The 17,834-nt window shown below is 35.2% G+C and carries 32 protein-coding genes; all 32 read right to left on the bottom strand.

Annotated features, from left to right (window positions below; translation table 11 throughout):
- Nucleotides 1–125: 125 nt before the first annotated feature.
- Nucleotides 126–617, bottom strand: a complete 492-nt coding sequence (gene rplQ / locus ACFS3A_RS05710; RefSeq protein ID WP_379824457.1) for a 50S ribosomal protein L17 — start codon at nt 615–617, stop codon at nt 126–128.
- A gap of 62 nt (nt 618–679) precedes the next feature.
- Complete coding sequence (locus ACFS3A_RS05705) at nt 680–1,672, bottom strand: DNA-directed RNA polymerase subunit alpha (RefSeq protein ID WP_008464329.1); 993 nt, start codon at nt 1,670–1,672, stop codon at nt 680–682.
- A 21-nt stretch (nt 1,673–1,693) separates the two neighbouring features.
- Nucleotides 1,694–2,299 (bottom strand): 30S ribosomal protein S4, encoded by a 606-nt coding sequence (gene rpsD / locus ACFS3A_RS05700; protein WP_111364450.1) that lies wholly within the window; start codon nt 2,297–2,299, stop codon nt 1,694–1,696.
- A 91-nt stretch (nt 2,300–2,390) separates the two neighbouring features.
- Complete coding sequence (gene rpsK, locus ACFS3A_RS05695) at nt 2,391–2,774, bottom strand: 30S ribosomal protein S11 (protein ID WP_026727866.1); 384 nt, start codon at nt 2,772–2,774, stop codon at nt 2,391–2,393.
- 8 nt (nt 2,775–2,782) lie between these two features.
- Nucleotides 2,783–3,157 carry a 30S ribosomal protein S13 gene (rpsM, locus tag ACFS3A_RS05690; protein WP_008464322.1) on the bottom strand — a complete coding sequence of 125 codons (375 nt, stop codon included), beginning with the start codon at nt 3,155–3,157 and terminating at the stop codon, nt 2,783–2,785.
- 2 nt (nt 3,158–3,159) lie between these two features.
- Nucleotides 3,160–3,276 carry a type B 50S ribosomal protein L36 gene (gene ykgO / locus ACFS3A_RS05685; RefSeq protein ID WP_002987490.1) on the bottom strand — a complete coding sequence of 39 codons (117 nt, stop codon included), beginning with the start codon at nt 3,274–3,276 and terminating at the stop codon, nt 3,160–3,162.
- Between the two features lie 12 nt (nt 3,277–3,288).
- Entirely contained in the window at nt 3,289–3,504 is a 216-nt protein-coding gene (infA, locus tag ACFS3A_RS05680; protein WP_007136545.1) for a translation initiation factor IF-1, read from the bottom strand.
- Between the two features lie 7 nt (nt 3,505–3,511).
- On the bottom strand, nt 3,512–4,858 hold the full coding sequence (secY, locus tag ACFS3A_RS05675) for a preprotein translocase subunit SecY (protein ID WP_007803669.1): 1,347 nt from the start codon (nt 4,856–4,858) through the stop codon (nt 3,512–3,514).
- Between the two features lie 13 nt (nt 4,859–4,871).
- A complete protein-coding gene (rplO, locus tag ACFS3A_RS05670; RefSeq protein WP_109190654.1) occupies nt 4,872–5,324 on the bottom strand; it encodes a 50S ribosomal protein L15 in 453 nt (150 codons plus the stop codon).
- Nucleotides 5,325–5,335: 11 nt separating this feature from the next.
- On the bottom strand, nt 5,336–5,518 hold the full coding sequence (rpmD, locus tag ACFS3A_RS05665; protein ID WP_008464315.1) for a 50S ribosomal protein L30: 183 nt from the start codon (nt 5,516–5,518) through the stop codon (nt 5,336–5,338).
- Nucleotides 5,519–5,529: 11 nt separating this feature from the next.
- Nucleotides 5,530–6,054, bottom strand: coding sequence for a 30S ribosomal protein S5 (gene rpsE / locus ACFS3A_RS05660; protein WP_085949269.1), 525 nt, complete (start codon nt 6,052–6,054; stop codon nt 5,530–5,532).
- A gap of 3 nt (nt 6,055–6,057) precedes the next feature.
- Nucleotides 6,058–6,408, bottom strand: coding sequence for a 50S ribosomal protein L18 (gene rplR, locus ACFS3A_RS05655; RefSeq protein WP_109190655.1), 351 nt, complete (start codon nt 6,406–6,408; stop codon nt 6,058–6,060).
- An 11-nt stretch (nt 6,409–6,419) separates the two neighbouring features.
- Nucleotides 6,420–6,962: a 50S ribosomal protein L6 gene (rplF, locus tag ACFS3A_RS05650; RefSeq protein ID WP_091496648.1), complete on the bottom strand. Its 543-nt coding sequence runs from the start codon at nt 6,960–6,962 to the stop codon at nt 6,420–6,422.
- An 18-nt stretch (nt 6,963–6,980) separates the two neighbouring features.
- Nucleotides 6,981–7,379, bottom strand: a complete 399-nt coding sequence (rpsH, locus tag ACFS3A_RS05645; RefSeq protein ID WP_008464306.1) for a 30S ribosomal protein S8 — start codon at nt 7,377–7,379, stop codon at nt 6,981–6,983.
- Nucleotides 7,380–7,483: 104 nt separating this feature from the next.
- Nucleotides 7,484–7,753: a 30S ribosomal protein S14 gene (gene rpsN / locus ACFS3A_RS05640; protein WP_031456037.1), complete on the bottom strand. Its 270-nt coding sequence runs from the start codon at nt 7,751–7,753 to the stop codon at nt 7,484–7,486.
- A gap of 3 nt (nt 7,754–7,756) precedes the next feature.
- Nucleotides 7,757–8,308, bottom strand: coding sequence for a 50S ribosomal protein L5 (gene rplE / locus ACFS3A_RS05635; RefSeq protein WP_012022484.1), 552 nt, complete (start codon nt 8,306–8,308; stop codon nt 7,757–7,759).
- A gap of 2 nt (nt 8,309–8,310) precedes the next feature.
- Nucleotides 8,311–8,625 carry a 50S ribosomal protein L24 gene (gene rplX / locus ACFS3A_RS05630; protein WP_026727873.1) on the bottom strand — a complete coding sequence of 105 codons (315 nt, stop codon included), beginning with the start codon at nt 8,623–8,625 and terminating at the stop codon, nt 8,311–8,313.
- Between the two features lie 11 nt (nt 8,626–8,636).
- The gene (gene rplN / locus ACFS3A_RS05625; protein ID WP_007803649.1) at nt 8,637–9,005 is read right to left on the bottom strand and encodes a 50S ribosomal protein L14; all 369 of its coding nucleotides are present in this window, start codon (nt 9,003–9,005) and stop codon (nt 8,637–8,639) included.
- 2 nt (nt 9,006–9,007) lie between these two features.
- Nucleotides 9,008–9,268, bottom strand: coding sequence for a 30S ribosomal protein S17 (rpsQ, locus tag ACFS3A_RS05620; protein WP_012022485.1), 261 nt, complete (start codon nt 9,266–9,268; stop codon nt 9,008–9,010).
- A gap of 17 nt (nt 9,269–9,285) precedes the next feature.
- A complete protein-coding gene (gene rpmC, locus ACFS3A_RS05615) occupies nt 9,286–9,477 on the bottom strand; it encodes a 50S ribosomal protein L29 (protein ID WP_008464297.1) in 192 nt (63 codons plus the stop codon).
- 12 nt (nt 9,478–9,489) lie between these two features.
- The gene (gene rplP / locus ACFS3A_RS05610; RefSeq protein WP_008464295.1) at nt 9,490–9,915 is read right to left on the bottom strand and encodes a 50S ribosomal protein L16; all 426 of its coding nucleotides are present in this window, start codon (nt 9,913–9,915) and stop codon (nt 9,490–9,492) included.
- Nucleotides 9,916–9,934: 19 nt separating this feature from the next.
- Nucleotides 9,935–10,693 (bottom strand): 30S ribosomal protein S3, encoded by a 759-nt coding sequence (rpsC, locus tag ACFS3A_RS05605; protein WP_008464292.1) that lies wholly within the window; start codon nt 10,691–10,693, stop codon nt 9,935–9,937.
- Between the two features lie 5 nt (nt 10,694–10,698).
- Nucleotides 10,699–11,112: a 50S ribosomal protein L22 gene (gene rplV, locus ACFS3A_RS05600; protein WP_007803631.1), complete on the bottom strand. Its 414-nt coding sequence runs from the start codon at nt 11,110–11,112 to the stop codon at nt 10,699–10,701.
- 6 nt (nt 11,113–11,118) lie between these two features.
- Nucleotides 11,119–11,397 carry a 30S ribosomal protein S19 gene (gene rpsS, locus ACFS3A_RS05595; protein ID WP_008464288.1) on the bottom strand — a complete coding sequence of 93 codons (279 nt, stop codon included), beginning with the start codon at nt 11,395–11,397 and terminating at the stop codon, nt 11,119–11,121.
- 6 nt (nt 11,398–11,403) lie between these two features.
- The gene (gene rplB / locus ACFS3A_RS05590) at nt 11,404–12,228 is read right to left on the bottom strand and encodes a 50S ribosomal protein L2 (RefSeq protein ID WP_008464287.1); all 825 of its coding nucleotides are present in this window, start codon (nt 12,226–12,228) and stop codon (nt 11,404–11,406) included.
- A gap of 9 nt (nt 12,229–12,237) precedes the next feature.
- On the bottom strand, nt 12,238–12,528 hold the full coding sequence (gene rplW / locus ACFS3A_RS05585; RefSeq protein WP_012022489.1) for a 50S ribosomal protein L23: 291 nt from the start codon (nt 12,526–12,528) through the stop codon (nt 12,238–12,240).
- 7 nt (nt 12,529–12,535) lie between these two features.
- Nucleotides 12,536–13,165, bottom strand: coding sequence for a 50S ribosomal protein L4 (gene rplD, locus ACFS3A_RS05580; RefSeq protein ID WP_109190657.1), 630 nt, complete (start codon nt 13,163–13,165; stop codon nt 12,536–12,538).
- A complete protein-coding gene (rplC, locus tag ACFS3A_RS05575) occupies nt 13,165–13,782 on the bottom strand; it encodes a 50S ribosomal protein L3 (protein ID WP_379824456.1) in 618 nt (205 codons plus the stop codon). Before rplC ends, rplD begins: the two co-directional genes overlap by 1 nt.
- Nucleotides 13,783–14,188: 406 nt before the next feature.
- Entirely contained in the window at nt 14,189–14,494 is a 306-nt protein-coding gene (gene rpsJ / locus ACFS3A_RS05570; RefSeq protein WP_007803605.1) for a 30S ribosomal protein S10, read from the bottom strand.
- 10 nt (nt 14,495–14,504) lie between these two features.
- Nucleotides 14,505–16,661 carry an elongation factor G gene (gene fusA, locus ACFS3A_RS05565; protein ID WP_163407836.1) on the bottom strand — a complete coding sequence of 719 codons (2,157 nt, stop codon included), beginning with the start codon at nt 16,659–16,661 and terminating at the stop codon, nt 14,505–14,507.
- Nucleotides 16,662–16,671: 10 nt separating this feature from the next.
- Nucleotides 16,672–17,148 (bottom strand): 30S ribosomal protein S7, encoded by a 477-nt coding sequence (gene rpsG / locus ACFS3A_RS05560; RefSeq protein WP_026727879.1) that lies wholly within the window; start codon nt 17,146–17,148, stop codon nt 16,672–16,674.
- A 24-nt stretch (nt 17,149–17,172) separates the two neighbouring features.
- The gene (rpsL, locus tag ACFS3A_RS05555; RefSeq protein ID WP_007136570.1) at nt 17,173–17,556 is read right to left on the bottom strand and encodes a 30S ribosomal protein S12; all 384 of its coding nucleotides are present in this window, start codon (nt 17,554–17,556) and stop codon (nt 17,173–17,175) included.
- Nucleotides 17,557–17,834: the final 278 nt, after the last annotated feature.

Raw genomic sequence — 17,834 nt, 5'->3', positions numbered from 1 at the left:
TTCGTAAAAATAAAACCGATCATTTTAAATAAGTTAGATTTTTAGAGGTTTTAAAAAAATCAAAAAAAAAGGATAAACTAAAAATTAGTTTATCCTTTAATATTATAGAATGATTACTCTCATAATTATTCAGAAGCTTCAGTAGTCGTTTCTGATTCAGCAGCAGGAGCTTCTGGAGCAGCAGCCTCAGCTTTTTTAGCTTTACCACCACGACGGCTTTTCGCTTTTTTAACTTCTTTTTTACCTCCGTTGTAAAGTTCATTGAAATCAACAAGTTCAATCATCGCCATATCAGCGTTATCTCCCAAACGATTTCCAACTTTAATGATACGAGTGTATCCACCTGGACGGTCACCAACTTTAGCAGCTACGTCTCTGAACAAGTCAGTTACAGCATATTTGCTACGTAAGTAAGCAAAAACAATACGACGGTTGTGAGTCGTATCTTCTTTTGATTTTGTGATTAAAGGCTCAACAAATTGTTTAAGCGCTTTAGCCTTAGCAACAGTAGTGTTAATACGTTTGTGCTCGATAAGAGAACAAGCCATATTAGCCAACATAGCTTTTCTATGTCCAGTCTGTCTGCTTAAGTGGTTGAATTTTTTTCCGTGTCTCATGACGTGTTTTTTTTATCTTCATCTTGCTACAATCCACTATGGAGAGCAAAATATGAAGTAAATTATTCTTTATCTAATTTGTATTTAGCTAAATCCATTCCGAAAGTTAAATTCTTCACTGCAACAAGTTCATCAAGTTCAGTTAAAGATTTTTTACCAAAATTACGGAATTTCATCAGGTCATTTTTATTGAACGATACTAAATCACCAAGTGTATCAACTTCAGCCGCTTTCAAGCAATTTAATGCTCTCACAGATAAATCCATATCAACAAGCTTAGTTTTAAGCAATTGTCTCATATGCAATGACTCTTCATCATACGATTCTGTTTGTGCAATTTCGTCAGCCTCAAGTGTAATTCTTTCGTCAGAAAACAACATGAAATGGTGAATTAAAACTTTAGCAGCTTCAGTAAGAGCATCTTTTGGATTAATAGATCCATCAGTTTTGATTTCAAAAACTAATTTTTCGTAATCTGTTTTTTGCTCTACACGGAAGTTTTCGATTGCATATTTTACATTTTTTACCGGAGTAAAAATAGAATCTGTAAAAATCGTTCCAATTGCAGCATTCTGTTTTTTGTTCTCTTCAGCAGGCACGTATCCTCTACCTTTTTCGATAGTTAAATCGAAGTTCAATTTGATTTTTGAATCTAAATTACAGATAACAAGGTCTGGGTTCAGAACTTGGAAACCTGAAATAAATTTTTGAAAATCACCTGCTGTTAATTGATCTTTACCAGAAACAGAAATAGTAACTGATTCATTATCGATATCTTCAATTTGACGTTTGAAACGTACTTGTTTTAGATTAAGGATAATTTCGGTAACATCTTCAACAACACCTGAAATAGTAGAAAACTCATGATCTACACCTTCGATACGAACAGATGTAATTGCATAACCTTCTAATGCTGAAAGCAAAACTCTTCTAAGTGCATTACCAACTGTCAATCCGTAACCAGGTTCTAAAGGTCTAAATTCGAATTTACCTTCAAAATCGGTTGAATCGATCATGATAACTTTATCGGGCTTTTGAAAATTAAATATTGCCATAAATTTCGACTAAGTCAATTATTATTTGTTGTACAACTCTACGATTAATTGTTCTTTAATGTTTTCTGGAATTTGAAGTCTCGCAGGTACAGAAACGAAAGTTCCTTCTTTAAGATCATTGTTCCAAGTAATCCATTCATAAACATGACTTGAATTTGATAAAGAACGTTCGATAGCTTCTAAAGATTTAGATTTTTCACGAACTGCAACTTTATCACCAGGCTTAAGGTGGTAAGAAGGAATATTAACAACCTCTCCATTTACAGTAATGTGTCTGTGAGAAACGATTTGACGCGCACCTCTTCTAGATGGAGCAATTCCCATTCTAAAAACAACATTATCTAATCTTGCTTCGCATAATTGTAATAAAACTTCACCAGTAACTCCTTTAGTTGCTGATGCTTTTTCGAATAAATTTCTGAATTGTTTTTCTAAAATTCCATAAGAATATTTAGCTTTTTGCTTTTCCATTAACTGAACAGCGTACTCAGATTTTTTTCCTCTTTTTTTAGCCATCCCGTGTTGTCCAGGTGGGTAATTTCTTTTTTCGAAAGATCTGTCATCTCCGAAGATTGCCTCGCCAAATTTACGAGCGATTTTGGTTTTAGGACCAGTATATCTTGCCATTTTAAAAAAAATTTAAGGTAGAAATTATGAATTCAGGTCTAATCCTTCGATAATCTATGTTCTACCTTGTTTATACTATAAAAATAAAAAATTAAACTCTACGTCTTTTTGGAGGACGACATCCGTTGTGTGGCATTGGAGTAACATCGATAATCTCTGTAACTTCAATTCCACCGTTATGAATAGAACGGATAGCAGACTCACGTCCGTTACCTGGTCCTTTTACATAAACTTTCACTTTTTTAAGTCCTGCCTCAAGTGCTACTTTAGCGCAATCTTCTGCTGCCATTTGAGCTGCATAAGGAGTGTTCTTTTTAGAACCTCTGAAACCCATTTTACCAGCTGAAGACCAAGAGATAACTTCACCTTTCTTATTAGTCAAAGAAATAATAATGTTATTAAAAGTGGCAGAAATATGAGCCTCACCCGTTGATTCAACGATAACTTTACGTTTTTTTGCAGTTGCTTTAGCCATATTACTTATTATTTAGTTGCTTTTTTCTTGTTAGCAACAGTTTTTCTTTTACCTTTTCTTGTTCTTGAGTTGTTTTTAGTTCTTTGCCCTCTTAATGGAAGACCAGATCTATGACGAATACCTCTGTAACATCCAATATCCATTAAACGTTTAATGTTTAAAGAAATTTCAGAACGCAATTCTCCTTCAATTTTGTAAAATGAAACAGCTTCACGAATCGCTCCGATCTCGTCATCATTCCAATCTTGAACTTTTTTATCTTGGCTAACTTGAGCTTTTTCTAAAATCTCAATAGCTCTACTTTTTCCTAATCCAAAGATGTAGGTAAGTGCGATAACACCTCTTTTGTTTTTTGGGATATCTACCCCTGCTATTCTTGCCATAATTATCCTTGTCTTTGTTTAAATCTAGGATTCTTTTTGTTTATTACGTACAGTCTCCCTTTTCTACGCACGATAATGCACTCGGCACTTCTCTTTTTTACTGATGCTCTAACTTTCATAGTGAATATCCTTTAATATCGATAAGTAATTCTTGCTTTTGACAAATCGTAAGGACTCATTTCTAGTTTCACTTTATCACCAGGTAATAACTTGATGTAATGCATACGCATTTTTCCAGAAATATGAGCAATTACAATATGTCCATTTTCTAACTCTACACGGAACATTGCATTTGATAATGCTTCAATAATTGATCCGTCTTGTTCTATTGCTGATTGTTTTGCCATAAATATATTAAGCTACCGCTTTTCTATTTTTACCAGTCTTCATTAAACCATCATAATGTTTGTTTAACAAGTATGAATTGATTTGTTGAATAGTATCTATTGCAACTCCAACCATAATTATTAATGAGGTACCTCCAAAAAACATTGCCCAAGATTGTTGTACATCCATAATACTTACAACAATAGCTGGGAACACAGCAATCAAAGCAAGGAATAAAGATCCTGGGAAAGTTATTAAAGACATCACTTTATCTAAGAAATCTGAAGTTTCCGCTCCTGGACGAACTCCTGGAATAAAACCACCACTTCTCTTTAAATCATCAGCCATTTTGTTAGTAGGTACAGTGATTGCAGTATAAAAGAATGTAAATACAATAATTAAAGTTGCAAAAACAAAATTATACCAGAAACCAAACATATTACTAAATGCACCAACAATAGATTGTGATGTATCTGATTTAGACAATCCGGCTACAGCCGCAGGAATAAACATAATTGCCTGAGCAAAAATAATTGGCATAACTCCTGAAGCATTAAGCTTAAGAGGAATCCACTGTCTATTACCTCCTGCCAAATCTTGCTCGTAATCTCCTGTAGTTGTACGACGAGCATACTGTACTGGGATTCTACGTACTGCCATTGTAAGCAATACACAAGAAATGATAACTAATAACCACACAATAATTTCAATAACTAATAACATTGGACCTCCATTGTTATTGGTAACACGAGTTGTAAACTCTTGGATAAAAGCTTGTGGTAAACGAGCTAAAATACCAACCATAATTAACAATGAAATACCATTTCCAATACCTTTATCTGTAATTTTCTCACCAAGCCACATAGCAAAAATTGTACCTGTAACAAGAATGATAACAGACGAGAACAAAAATTCAGGAGAATTAAAGCCTAGCAAAAATGCATTACTAGGCAATGTTCTGTATAAATTATAGATATAAGTTGGACCTTGAACCAATGTGATAGCGATTGTCAACCAACGAGTGATTTGATTAATCTTTTTTCTACCACTTTCCCCATCATTTTGAAGTTTTTGTAAATATGGAATCGCAATCCCCATCAACTGAACAACAATAGACGCAGAAATATAAGGCATGATACCTAAAGCAAAAACTGAAGCTTTAGAGAAAGCACCCCCGGTGAACATGTCTAGAATAGATCCTAGACCATTTTTAGTTTGTCCCGCTAAACCAGTCAATTGCGTTGCGTCAATTCCAGGAAGCGTAACGTGTGCTCCAAAACGATATACTAAAAGTAATCCTAATGTAATTAAGATTCTATTCTTTAGTTCTTCGATTTTCCAAACATTACTTATTGATTCAATAAATTTCTTCATCTTAATAGATAAGTTATATAGTTACAGCTTCTCCACCTGCAGCTTCAATAGCCGCTTTTGCAGTAGCAGTAAATTTGTGGGCAGTTACTTTTAATTTTGCTTTCAATTCTCCTCTACCTAAAATCTTAACGATTTCATTTTTAGTAGCCAGACGATTTGCTACGAAATCTGTCATAGAAACAGAATCAGTAATCACACCGTTATCAACTAATAATTGAAGAGTATCTAAATTAACACCTTCGTATTCTTTACGATTGATGTTTTTGAAACCAAACTTAGGTACACGTCTTTGAAGTGGCATTTGCCCTCCTTCAAAACCAATCTTTTTAGAATAACCAGAACGAGATTTTGCTCCTTTGTGTCCACGTGCAGCGGTACCACCTTTTCCAGAACCTTCTCCTCTACCTAATCTTTTATTTTGATTGTGTGTAGACCCCTCAGCAGGTTGTAAGTTACTTAAATTCATAACAGTATTTGTTATTTAGCTTCTTCAACAGAAACTAAGTGTTTAACTTTGTTTATCATCCCAAGGATAGCAGGATTTGACTCATGCTCCACAACTTGTCCAATTTTACGTAGACCTAAAGCTTCCAACCCTCTCTTTTGAGAAAGAGGACAGTTGATTTTGCTTCTTACTTGTTTTACTAATAATTTAGCCATAATTTCCTGAATTAACCTTTAAAAACTTTCTCTAAAGAAACACCTCTCTGTTTTGCAACAGTATGAGCGCTTCTCATTTGCAATAAAGCATCAAAAGTTGCTTTTACTACGTTATGTGGATTTGATGATCCTTGAGATTTAGACAATACATCGTGAATACCTACTGATTCAAGAACTGAACGAACAGCTCCACCAGCAATAACTCCAGTACCATGAGATGCTGGAATTAAGAATACGCGTGCACCACCAAATTTACCTTTTTGTTCGTGAGGAACAGATTGTCCGTTCAAAGGAATTCTAACTAAGTTTTTCTTAGCATCTTCTACTGCTTTCGCAATTGCTTCAGAAACGTCTTTAGATTTTCCTAATCCATGACCAACTACTCCATTTTCATCACCTACAACTACAATAGCAGAAAAACCGAAAGCTCTACCACCTTTTGTAACTTTAGTAACACGATTAACACTAACTAGACGATCTTTAAGTTCAAGACCACTAGGTTTTACCAATTCTACATTTTTGTATTTAGACATAATATATTAGAATTTAAGTCCAGCGGCTCTTGCGCCTTCTGCTAATGATTTAATACGACCGTGGTACAAATATCCACCTCTGTCAAAAGTGATGGTATCAATCCCGGCTTTTAACGCTTTCTCTGCAACTAATTTTCCAACAGCAGCAGCGATTTCAACGTTAGTACCTTTTCCTATTTCTTTTTCTCTCGAAGATGCAGCTAATATAGTAACTCCATTTACATCATCAATAATTTGAGCGTAAATTTCTTTATTACTTCTAAAAACAGAAAGTCTAGGTCTTGCAGCTGAACCACTAACCGATTTTCTAATTCTGAATTTAATTCTCTGTCTTCTTTCAGATTTTGTTAATGACATAATCTTATATTTTAAGCTGATTTACCTGCTTTTCTTCTTAATACTTCACCCACAAATTTAACACCTTTTCCTTTATACGGCTCTGGCTTACGGAAACTTCTGATTTTCGCAGCAACTTGTCCTAAAAGTTGTTTATCAAATGATGTTAATTTTACGATTGGGTTCTTACCTTTTTCAGATACTGTTTCCAAAGATACTTCAGGAGCAATCTCTAAAACAATATTGTGAGAATATCCAAGAGCTAAATCTAATTTTTGACCTTGGTTTGAAGCTCTATAACCAACTCCAACTAATTCTAGTTCTTTTGTGAAACCTTCAGAAACACCAACAACCATATTACTGATCAAAGATCTGAATAATCCGTGTTTTGCTCTGTGGTCTTTATGATCAGACGATCTTTCAACTAAAACCTGATCGCCTTCAACAGTTACATTTACGTCCGAAAACTCCTGAACTAGTTGACCTCTTTTTCCTTTTACTGTAATAATACCGTCTTTAACTTCTACAGTTACACCAGCAGGGATTACAATTGGGCTTTTACCTATTCTTGACATCTTATCTAGTGTTTAAAATTAGTATACGTAACAAATTACTTCACCACCTACATTTAATTGCTTAGCTTGTTTTCCAGTCATCAAACCTTTTGATGTAGAAACAATAGCAATCCCTAATCCGTTAAGGATTCTAGGTAATTTGGCAGCACCTGCGTACTTACGTAAACCAGGTTTACTAATTCTTTGGATATCTTTGATTACAGGCTCTTTAGTATCTTTATCATACTTTAAAGCAATTTTGATAGAACCTTGAACTGTGTTCTGCTCAAATTTGTAACTTAAGATGTAACCTTGATCAAATAAGATCTTAGTTATCTCTTTTTTAAGATTAGAAGCTGGAATCTCAACAACTTTGTGGTTTGCAGCCACAGCGTTACGAACTCTAGTCAAATAATCTGCAATAGGATCTGTATACATATGTATTTGATTGCGATTATGGTTTTCGGGAGACACCCGTCTCCCGAACCTTTAATCAATTAAAATTATTTTTTGGTTTGCAAAAGTAATAACTTATTGCGAGATTACCAAGATGCCTTTTTAACACCAGGAATTAATCCATTATTAGCCATTTCACGGAAAGTTACACGTGAAATACCGAATTGACGGATATAACCTCTTGGTCTACCTGTTAATTTACAACGATTGTGCAAACGAACTGGCGAAGCGTTTTTTGGTAATTTTTGTAAACCTTCATAGTCTCCAGCTTCTAATAAAGCTTTTCTCTTTTCAGCATACTTAGCTACCGTTTTTTCTCTTTTCACCTCGCGGGCTTTCATTGATTCTTTAGCCATGTCTTAATTCTTTTTAAAAGGTAATCCTAATTCAGCCAATAATGACTTTGCTTCCTTGTCTGTTTTTGCAGTAGTAACAAAAGTAATATCCATTCCTGAAATTTTGTTTACTTTGTCAATATCAATTTCCGGGAAAATGATTTGCTCCAAAACTCCAAGGTTGTAGTTACCTCTTCCGTCGAAACCAGTAGCTTTAATACCACCGAAATCTCTTACACGTGGCAAAGCAGAAGTAATAAGTCTATCTAAAAACTCATACATTCTTTCTCCACGTAAAGTAACTTTTGCTCCAATAGGCATTCCTTTTCTCAATTTAAAAGACGCAACGTCTTTCTTAGAGATTGTAGAAACTGCTTTTTGTCCAGTGATCTTTGTTAACTCATCAACAGCATAGTCAATAAGTTTTTTATCAGATACAGCTGCACCAACTCCACGGCTCAAAACGATTTTTTCAAGTTTAGGAACTTGCATTACGTTTGTATATCCGAACTCTTCTTTAAGAGCAGAGATTACTCTACTCTTATATTCTTCTTTTAGTCTAGGTGTATATGCCATTACTATAGTACTTGATTAGATTTTTTTGAAAATCTTACTTTCTTATCTCCTTCTACTCTAATACCTACTCTAGTTGTTTCCTTAGTTTTAGGATCAATTAAAGCAATGTTAGAAATTTGAATAGAAGCTTCTTTCTTAACGATACCACCTTGAGGGTTTTTAGCACTTGGTTTAGTATGTTTAGAAACCATGTTTACACCTTCAACGATCGCTTTGTTTTTTTCACGGTAAACACGTAAAACTTTACCTTCAGCACCTTTATGGTCTCCAGCAATAACTCTTACGATATCTCCTGATTTTATTTTTAGCTTTATCATCTTAAAACGAATTAAAGCACTTCTGGTGCTAATGATACAATTTTCATGAATTGTTTTTCACGAAGTTCTCTTGCTACCGGACCAAAAACACGAGTTCCTCTCATTTCCCCTGCAGCGTTCAAAAGAACACATGCATTGTCATCGAAACGGATATAAGAACCATCAGCTCTTCTCACTTCTTTTTTAGTACGTACAACAACTGCAGTTGAAACAGCTCCTTTTTTAACGTTTCCGTTTGGAGTTGCATCTTTGATAGAAACTACAATTTTGTCACCAACAGAGGCATATCTTCTTTTAGTACCTCCTAAAACACGAATAGTTAAAACTTCTTTAGCTCCCGTGTTATCTGCTACTTTTAGTCTTGATTCTTGTTGTACCATAATTATTTAGCTCTTTCTAAGATTTCAACTAATCTCCAACATTTTGTTTTACTTAAAGGACGCGTTTCGCTAATTCTTACAGTATCTCCAATGTTACAGTCGTTTGTTTCGTCGTGTGCAACATATTTCTTAGTTTTCAACACGAACTTACCGTATAATGGGTGTTTTACTTTTCTTACTTCTGAAATAACGATAGATTTATCCATCTTATTTGAAGTAACAACACCTATTCTTTCTTTTCTTAAATTTCTTTTTTCTTCCATCTTTCAGCAGAATACAATTATTGTAACTCTCTTTTAGTTAACTCTGTAGCTAATCTTGCAACTGTTCTTCTAACGCTTCTAATCTGAAGTGGGTTAGCAATTGGAGAGATAGCGTGAGCCATTTTTAGGTCAGCATATACTTTCTTAGTTTGACTAAGCTTTTCTTGCAACTCCGCTGCAGAAAGATCTTTTATTTCTGATTGTTTCATAATAAATATAAATTATGCTTCGAAATCTCTAGCAACGACGAACTTAGTTTTTACTGGAAGTTTTTGAGCTGCAAGACGTAAAGCCTCTTTTGCAACTGACAATGGAACTCCTCCAACTTCAAACATAATTCTTCCTGGTTTAACAACAGCAGCCCAATACTCAACTGCTCCTTTACCTTTACCCATACGTACTTCAAGAGGTTTCTTAGTAATAGGTTTGTCTGGGAAAATTTTAATCCATAATTGTCCCTCTCTTTTCATGTAACGAGTTGCAGCGATACGTGCAGCTTCGATTTGACGAGAAGTTAAGAACATTCCATCTTCATGTACAGATTTAATACCAAACATTCCATTTGAAAGTTCATGCCCTCTTTGAGAGTTACCTTTCATTCTACCTTTTTGTACCTTACGGTATTTTGTTCTTTTAGGCTGTAACATTTTTCTTTAGTTTAAAAATTTACTTTCTTTTACGAGCGTCTGGTTTTCCACCTTTGTTAAAGTTAGATTTGCCTCTAGGAGCATCTCCACCTTTTCCACCACCTGTACCAGATTGTTTTTTGTCCATTCCAGCAAGTGGAGAAAGTTCTCTCTTACCGTAAACTTCACCTTTCATGATCCATACTTTAATTCCCATTCTACCGTAAGTAGTATGAGCTTCAGCAAGAGCATAATCAATGTCAGCTCTGAAAGTTGATAGAGGAATTCTACCTTCTTTGAAACCTTCCGAACGTGCCATCTCAGCTCCATTCAAACGACCAGAAATCAAAACTTTGATACCTTCAGCGTTCATACGCATAGAAGCAGCAATAGCCATTTTGATTGCACGTCTGTAAGAAATACGGCTTTCGATTTGACGAGCGATGCTTGTCGCCACAAGATAAGCATCTAACTCAGGTCTTTTGATTTCAAAGATGTTAATTTGAACCTCTTTGTCAGTAACTTTCTTAAGTTCTTCTTTTAACTTGTCTACCTCTTGTCCACCTTTTCCGATAATGATACCAGGTCTAGCAGTAGTGATAGTAACGGTTACAAGTTTCAAAGTTCTCTCGATGATTACTTTTGATACACTAGCTTTTGATAAACGAGCATGGATATACTTTCTGATTTTGTGATCTTCGGCTAATTTATCACCGTAATCATTTCCACCATACCAGTTTGAGTCCCATCCTCTGATGATACCAAGTCTATTTCCAATTGGATTTGTCTTTTGTCCCATGCTGCTTAAGAATTGCTTTGTGTGTTATTGATAGCTCCAAGCACGATTGTTACGTGATTAGAACGTTTTCTTATTCTGTGTGCACGACCTTGTGGAGCTGGACGAAGTCTTTTTAACATCATTCCACCATCTACTCTGATCTCTTTAACAAATAATCCAGCTTCTTCTAAATTACCTTCACTATTTTTTTGCTCCCAGTTGTTGATTGCAGATAATAATAGTTTTTCTAATTTTCTTGAAGCTTCTTTAGAACTGAATCTTAAAATGTTAAGTGCTCTTTCTACCTTCTGACCTCTTACCAAGTCCGCTACTAAGCGCATTTTTCTAGGTGAAGTAGGGCAGTTATTCAATTTTGCGAAAGCAATAGACTTATTAGCCTCTTTTCTCGCATCTGCTGTTTCTCTTTTACGAACTCCCATTGCTTCTTATTTTTTACCTTTATTTTTTGCTCCAGCATGACCTCTAAAAGATCTAGTTGGTGAAAACTCTCCTAATTTGTGACCTACCATGTTTTCTGTTACGTAAACTGGTACAAATTGACGACCGTTATGAACTGCGATAGTTTGTCCAACGAAATCTGGAGTAATCATTGAAGCTCTAGACCAAGTCTTAACAACTGCATTTTTACCACTTTCTACGTTTTCCTGAACTTTCTTGTCTAATTTATAATGAACGAAAGGTCCTTTTTTTAATGAACGTGCCATATCTTATTATTTCTTTCTACGTTCTACGATATACTTGTTACTCGGGTTTTTCTTAGAACGAGTTCTGTAACCTTTAGCTGGCAATCCGTTTCTTGAACGTGGGTGCCCTCCAGAAGAACGTCCTTCACCACCTCCCATAGGGTGATCAACTGGGTTCATCGCTACTGGTCTAGTTCTAGGTCTTCTTCCTAACCATCTTGTTCTACCTGCTTTTCCAGATACAACTAATTGGTGGTCAGAATTAGAAACAGCTCCAATTGTAGCCGAACAAGTTAACAAGATTAATCTTGTCTCACCAGATGGCATTTTAATTGTTGCATATTTCCCGTCTCTTGCCATTAACTGAGCAAAAGTTCCAGCTGAACGAGCAATTACTGCTCCTTGTCCTGGACGTAACTCAATACAAGATATAACAGTTCCAAGAGGAATTCTGCTTAAAGGTAATGTATTACCAATCTCTGGTTGAGATTCTGGTCCAGAAACTAATTTCTGACCAACTTTCAATCCATTTTGAGCGATAATATAAGTTTTCTCTCCATCAGCATAAGCTAACAAAGCGATAAATGCAGTACGATTTGGATCGTATTCAATTGATTTCACTGTAGCCGGAATTCCGTCTTTAGTTCTTTTGAAATCAATAATACGATATCTCTGCTTGTGACCACCACCCGTATAACGCATGGTCATCTTTCCTTGACTATTTCTACCTCCAGAGTTTTTTATCGGCGCTATCAAAGAGCGTTCCGGCTTATCAGTTGTAATGGCGTCATAACCATTCACAACTCTAAATCGCTGACCTGGGGTAATAGGTTTTAATTTTCTTACTGACATTTTTCTATCTTAGATATTGTTGTAAAAATCAATTGTTTCTCCTTCTTGTACTTGAACAATTGCTTTCTTAATTGCATTTGTCTTTCCACTGATTAAACCACTTTTAGTGTATTTAGTAGATCTGTCTGGTCTCACATTCATAGTGTTAACAGAAACGATAGTTACTCCATAAGCAGCTTCAACAGCTTTCTTAATCTGAACTTTGTTCGCTTTTTTGTCAACAACGAATCCAAAACGGTTTAGAACTTCACTTTCTTTGGTTACTTTTTCCGTTACTATAGGTCTGATAATGATGCTCATATTCCTATTATTTACTTAAATTTTCTTCAATTAACTCTAAAGAACCTTCCAAAAGCACTAAATTATTAGCGTTTAATATTGCGTAAGTGCTTAATTCTGAGCTAGTTACGACACTTGAAGCCTTTAAATTGCGTGACGACAAATATACGTTTTTATTCGACTCACCCAACACAAATAGAGATTTTTTATTTTCTAACCCTAAAGCTTTCAAAACGTTAATGAAATTTTTAGTGTTTGGCGCTTCAAAATTAAAGTCTTCTACAACCACAATATTTGACTCTTTTGCTTTGATTGAGAAAGCTGATTTTCTAGCTAATCTCTTTAAGCTTTTATTCAATTTGAATGAATAACTTCTTGGTCTTGGTCCGAAAACTGTTCCACCACCTTTAAACAAAGGATTCTTAACACTTCCTGCACGAGCAGTACCAGTTCCTTTTTGCTTTTTAATCTTACGTGTACTTCCAGTTACTTCAGCTCTTTCTTTAGCCTTGTGAGTACCTTGTCTTTGATTAGCAAGATATTGCTTAACATCAAGGTATACAGCGTGATTGTTTGGTTCAATTGCGAATACTGAATCAGAAAGTTGAACTTTTCTTCCAGTATCTTTTCCGTTGAAATCTAATACTTTTACTTCCATTACTTCTGAATGATTACATAAGAGTTTTTATGCCCAGGAACACATCCTTTAACAACAAGTAAGTTCTTTTCAGCAACTACTTTTAAAACTCTAAGGTTTTGAACTTTTACATTTTCTCCTCCCATTCTTCCAGCCATACGCATTCCTTTGAATACTCTAGATGGATAAGAAGAAGCTCCTACAGAACCTGGCGCTCTTAAACGGTTGTGCTGACCATGAGTAGCTTGTCCAACACCACCAAAACCGTGACGCTTAACAACACCCTGAAAACCTTTACCTTTAGATACACCTTGTACATCTACAAATTCTCCTTCTTCAAAAATAGAAACATCAATAAGATCTCCTAATTTTTGTTCAGTTGCAAAATCTTGGAATTCAACGACTTTTTTCTTAGCAACAGTTCCAGCTTTTTTAAAGTGCCCTAAAGCAGCTTTAGTGGAATGTTTCTCGTTTTTGTCATCGAAACCAAGTTGCAACGCTTCGTACCCGTCAACACCTTTGGTTCTGACTTGGGTAACAACGCATGGACCAGCTTCGATTACTGTACAAGGAATGTTTTTCCCGTTTTCGTCAAAAATACTAGTCATGCCGATTTTCTTACCAATTAACCCAGACATAAATATTAATTATTAATTACTAAAATTCCCTTCAATTTGAAAATAACAGAAATTTCCAAACAGGGAGTGCAAAAGTAGATATTAAAATTGAATAAACCAAACAGTTCCAAAAATTAAATCGCTCATTATCAAAATCCAAGCTCCAAAACGACACCGAAAACAACTTTATTCATCTCAAAATTTCAAACATTTTTTTTAATCTTTAGACAATTCAGACTTAACAATTGCTTAATAAAATTCAAATAAAAAACTTTCGCACCTCCTTAAAACAAAGGGCTTTACACAAATTCAAAAGACCATAAAAATGCAAAAACATTAAAAAAACAGCAAATCCAAATCATCTTTCAAAAACAAAAAAAAGCGAGACATTTCTGTCTCGCTTTTTATATAAAAAAATATAAAAAAATTATACTTTTATCTCTACTTCTACTCCACTTGGCAATTCAAGCTTCATTAAAGCATCAATAGTTTTAGATGAAGATGAATAAATATCAATCAATCTCTTGTATGACATTACTTCAAATTGCTCTCTCGCTTTTTTGTTAACGTGCGGAGAACGTAATACAGTGAAAAGTTTTTTGTGAGTTGGCAACGGAATTGGACCTGTTACAACTGCTCCAGTAGTTTTTACTGTTTTTACGATCTTTTCAGCAGATTTATCTACCAACATGTGATCGTAAGATTTTAGTTTTATTCTGATTTTTTGACTCATTTTCTTAAAATTAAGCGTTACCTTTTGCTTTTTTGATTACCTCTTCTGAAATATTAGAAGGTGTTTCTGCATAGTGAGAGAACTCCATTGTCGAAGTAGCTCTACCAGAAGACAATGTTCTTAATGTAGTTACATAACCAAACATTTCTGATAAAGGCACATCAGCTTTGATAGTTTTAGCACCATTTCTATCACCCATATCATTAACCTGACCTCTACGACGGTTCAAGTCACCTACGATATCACCCATATTTTCTTCTGGAGTAATAACTTCGATTTTCATGATTGGCTCAAGAATAACAGCTCCAGCAGCACGTCCTGACTCTTTATAACCCATTCTAGCAGCTAATTCAAAAGAAAGAGCATCAGAATCCACAGGATGGAAAGATCCGTCTAATAAAGTTACTTTTAAACTATCAACAGCATACCCAGCTAATGGACCTGTTTTCATAGCCTCACGGAAACCTTTTTCAACAGCAGGAATATATTCTTTAGGAACGTTACCACCTTTTACCTCATTAACAAACTGTAATCCAACTGGAACTTTACCATCAACTTCATCAGCAGGCTCGATTCTAAATACGATATCACCGAATTTACCACGACCTCCAGATTGTTTTTTGTAAGTTTCTCTATGTTGAGCAGATTTAGTAAACGCCTCTTTGTACTCCACTTGTGGCTCACCTTGATTAACCTCTACTTTAAACTCACGTTTCATACGATCAACTAAGATATCCAAGTGAAGCTCACCCATACCAGAAATAATAGTTTGACCTGAAGCCTCATCAGTTCTAACAGTAAACGTTGGATCTTCCTCAGCCAATTTAGCTAAAGCCATACCCATTTTATCAACGTCAGCTTTTGTCTTAGGCTCAATAGCAATACCAATTACCGGCTCTGGGAATTTCATAGACTCCAAAATAATTGGATTCTTTTCATCACAAAGTGTATCTCCAGTTTTGATATCTTTAAATCCTACAGCAGCTCCAATATCTCCAGCCTCAATGTATTCGATTGGATTTTGCTTGTTAGCGTGCATTTGGTAAATACGAGAAATTCTCTCTTTATTACCAGAACGAGTATTTAAAACATAAGAACCAGCATCTAAACGTCCAGAATAAGCACGGAAGAAAGCTAAACGACCTACGAATGGGTCAGTAGCAATTTTAAATGCTAAAGCAGCAAACGGCTCTTTTACATCTGGGCGACGTAAGATTTTAGTTTGATCTTCTTCTAATAATTCAGCATCATCAGGATGAATCCCTTCGATACCTTCTTTATCCAATGGAGATGGTAAATATTTACAAACAGCATCTAACATGAATTGAACCCCTTTGTTTTTGAAAGAAGAACCAGCAAGCATAGGAATAATTGCCATATCAATAGTAGCCGCTCTTAATGCATTGTTGATTTCTTCCTCTGTAATAGAGTTTTCATCTTCCATGTATTTATCCAAAAGATTCTCATCATAAGTTGCGATCTCTTCGATAAGGATAGAACGATAGTGTTTTACATCATCAACCATATCAGCAGGGATATCAACGATATCAAAAGTAGCTCCTTGAGTTTCATCATGCCATACAATAGCTTGATTTTTTACCAAGTCAACAATACCTTTAAAATCCGCTTCATCACCAATAGGTAAAGTAATTGCAACCGCATTCGATTTCAACATATCTTTAACCTGTCCGCATACAGCTAAAAAGTTAGCACCTTGACGGTCCATTTTGTTTACGAATCCCATACGAGGAACTCTATATTGATCAGCAAGTCTCCAGTTAGTTTCCGATTGAGGCTCAACACCATCAACAGCACTAAACAAGAAAACTAAACCATCAAGCACACGTAAAGAACGGTTTACCTCTACAGTAAAGTCAACGTGTCCAGGAGTATCAATAATATTAAAGTGGTAAGGTAATGATTCTGGAAGAACTTTACCTTGCTCAGTTGGAAAATTCCAAGTACAAGTTGTAGCAGCAGATGTAATTGTAATACCTCTTTCCTGCTCTTGCGCCATCCAGTCCATTGTTGCAGCACCATCGTGCACCTCACCAATTTTGTGTGACTTTCCAGTATAAAAAAGAATACGCTCAGTTGTTGTTGTTTTACCAGCATCAATGTGAGCAGCGATCCCGATATTTCTTGTATATTTTAAATCTCTAGCCATTTCTTACGAATTAAAATCTAAAGTGAGAGAATGCTTTATTAGCTTCTGCCATTTTGTGAGTATCCATTCTTTTCTTAACTGCAGCACCTTCTTCTTTAGCAGCAGCTAAACACTCTGAAGCTAAACGTTGTGCCATAGATTTTTCATTTCTTCTTCTTGAATAAAGTATTAACCACTTCATTGCCATAGAAATTTTTCTGTCTGGACGAATCTGCATTGGAATTTGGAATGTAGCTCCACCAACTCTACGGCTACGTACTTCTACGTGAGGCATAACGTTTGTTAAAGCATCTTTCCAGATCTCTAATGAAGTCTTCTCATCATTTTGCTTTTTAGTTTCGATGATATCAATTGCATCATAAAATACTTTAAAAGCTGTAGATTTCTTACCATCCCACATTAAGTTATTCACGAAACGTGTTACTAATTGGTCATTAAACCTTGGATCCGGTAAAAGTGGTCTTTTCTTTGCCGCTCTTTTTCTCATGTCTTTTTCTTAAAAGTTTTTAAATTACTTTTTTGCTTCTTTTGGGCGTTTAGCACCGTACTTAGATCTTCTTTGCGTTCTTCCTGCAACACCTGACGTATCAAGCGCTCCACGAACGATATGATATCTAACACCTGGTAAATCTTTTACCCTTCCACCTCGCACTAATACTATCGAGTGCTCTTGTAGATTATGTCCTTCTCCTGGGATGTAAGCATTCACTTCATTACCATTTGTCAAACGTACACGCGCAACTTTACGCATTGCAGAGTTTGGTTTTTTTGGTGTAGTAGTGTAAACACGCGTACAAACCCCTCTTCTTTGAGGACAAGAATCTAAAGCAACCGATTTACTCTTCTTAGTGATCTGAGTTCTTCCTGTTCTTACTAATTGTTGAATTGTTGGCATAATTAATACTAAAAATTATTATGTTTATTAAATTCCCGCTTTTTACGGGGTTGCAAATGTATAAAATATTTTTCACTATACAAACGTTAAATCATTAATTTTCAACAACATTATTTATATCTATGATTTCACAGATAAACATTAGATATTTGCTTTACATTTAACTAACAAACCAATTACTTTTGAAACATCTGCTAAACATATTCATTTTCTTATTTACTTCAGGATGTTTTGCCCAGTCTTTCTACCTTAATATAAACGGAATAAACAAAAAGCAA

The organism is Flavobacterium notoginsengisoli (assembly GCF_042686225.1).
GTDB lineage: Bacteria > Bacteroidota > Bacteroidia > Flavobacteriales > Flavobacteriaceae > Flavobacterium > Flavobacterium notoginsengisoli.
Note: the sequence above shows the minus strand (reverse complement) of the source record. Positions and strands in the feature narration are given on the sequence as shown.

Bases quoted from the DNA above. Each gene is read 5' to 3' on its own strand.
- rplQ (WP_379824457.1), bottom strand. From the start codon at position 617: ATGAGACACGGAAAAAAATTCAACCACTTAAGCAGACAGACTGGACAT.
- ACFS3A_RS05705 (WP_008464329.1), bottom strand. From the start codon at position 1,672: ATGGCAATATTTAATTTTCAAAAGCCCGATAAAGTTATCATGATCGAT.
- rpsD (WP_111364450.1), bottom strand. From the start codon at position 2,299: ATGGCAAGATATACTGGTCCTAAAACCAAAATCGCTCGTAAATTTGGC.
- rpsK (WP_026727866.1), bottom strand. From the start codon at position 2,774: ATGGCTAAAGCAACTGCAAAAAAACGTAAAGTTATCGTTGAATCAACG.
- rpsM (WP_008464322.1), bottom strand. From the start codon at position 3,157: ATGGCAAGAATAGCAGGGGTAGATATCCCAAAAAACAAAAGAGGTGTT.
- ykgO (WP_002987490.1), bottom strand. From the start codon at position 3,276: ATGAAAGTTAGAGCATCAGTAAAAAAGAGAAGTGCCGAGTGCATTATC.
- infA (WP_007136545.1), bottom strand. From the start codon at position 3,504: ATGGCAAAACAATCAGCAATAGAACAAGACGGATCAATTATTGAAGCA.
- secY (WP_007803669.1), bottom strand. From the start codon at position 4,858: ATGAAGAAATTTATTGAATCAATAAGTAATGTTTGGAAAATCGAAGAA.
- rplO (WP_109190654.1), bottom strand. From the start codon at position 5,324: ATGAATTTAAGTAACTTACAACCTGCTGAGGGGTCTACACACAATCAA.
- rpmD (WP_008464315.1), bottom strand. From the start codon at position 5,518: ATGGCTAAATTATTAGTAAAACAAGTAAGAAGCAAAATCAACTGTCCT.
- rplR (WP_109190655.1), bottom strand. From the start codon at position 6,408: ATGTCATTAACAAAATCTGAAAGAAGACAGAGAATTAAATTCAGAATT.
- rplF (WP_091496648.1), bottom strand. From the start codon at position 6,962: ATGTCAAGAATAGGTAAAAGCCCAATTGTAATCCCTGCTGGTGTAACT.
- rpsH (WP_008464306.1), bottom strand. From the start codon at position 7,379: ATGTATACAGATCCTATTGCAGATTATTTGACTAGAGTTCGTAACGCT.
- rpsN (WP_031456037.1), bottom strand. From the start codon at position 7,753: ATGGCTAAAGAATCAATGAAAGCCCGCGAGGTGAAAAGAGAAAAAACG.
- rplE (WP_012022484.1), bottom strand. From the start codon at position 8,308: ATGGCATATACACCTAGACTAAAAGAAGAATATAAGAGTAGAGTAATC.
- rplX (WP_026727873.1), bottom strand. From the start codon at position 8,625: ATGATAAAGCTAAAAATAAAATCAGGAGATATCGTAAGAGTTATTGCT.
- rplN (WP_007803649.1), bottom strand. From the start codon at position 9,005: ATGGTACAACAAGAATCAAGACTAAAAGTAGCAGATAACACGGGAGCT.
- rpsQ (WP_012022485.1), bottom strand. From the start codon at position 9,268: ATGGAAGAAAAAAGAAATTTAAGAAAAGAAAGAATAGGTGTTGTTACT.
- rpmC (WP_008464297.1), bottom strand. From the start codon at position 9,477: ATGAAACAATCAGAAATAAAAGATCTTTCTGCAGCGGAGTTGCAAGAA.
- rplP (WP_008464295.1), bottom strand. From the start codon at position 9,915: ATGTTACAGCCTAAAAGAACAAAATACCGTAAGGTACAAAAAGGTAGA.
- rpsC (WP_008464292.1), bottom strand. From the start codon at position 10,693: ATGGGACAAAAGACAAATCCAATTGGAAATAGACTTGGTATCATCAGA.
- rplV (WP_007803631.1), bottom strand. From the start codon at position 11,112: ATGGGAGTTCGTAAAAGAGAAACAGCAGATGCGAGAAAAGAGGCTAAT.
- rpsS (WP_008464288.1), bottom strand. From the start codon at position 11,397: ATGGCACGTTCATTAAAAAAAGGACCTTTCGTTCATTATAAATTAGAC.
- rplB (WP_008464287.1), bottom strand. From the start codon at position 12,228: ATGTCAGTAAGAAAATTAAAACCTATTACCCCAGGTCAGCGATTTAGA.
- rplW (WP_012022489.1), bottom strand. From the start codon at position 12,528: ATGAGCATCATTATCAGACCTATAGTAACGGAAAAAGTAACCAAAGAA.
- rplD (WP_109190657.1), bottom strand. From the start codon at position 13,165: ATGGAAGTAAAAGTATTAGATTTCAACGGAAAAGATACTGGAAGAAAA.
- rplC (WP_379824456.1), bottom strand. From the start codon at position 13,782: ATGTCTGGGTTAATTGGTAAGAAAATCGGCATGACTAGTATTTTTGAC.
- rpsJ (WP_007803605.1), bottom strand. From the start codon at position 14,494: ATGAGTCAAAAAATCAGAATAAAACTAAAATCTTACGATCACATGTTG.
- fusA (WP_163407836.1), bottom strand. From the start codon at position 16,661: ATGGCTAGAGATTTAAAATATACAAGAAATATCGGGATCGCTGCTCAC.
- rpsG (WP_026727879.1), bottom strand. From the start codon at position 17,148: ATGAGAAAAAGAGCGGCAAAGAAAAGACCACTTTTACCGGATCCAAGG.
- rpsL (WP_007136570.1), bottom strand. From the start codon at position 17,556: ATGCCAACAATTCAACAATTAGTAAGAACAGGAAGAACTCAGATCACT.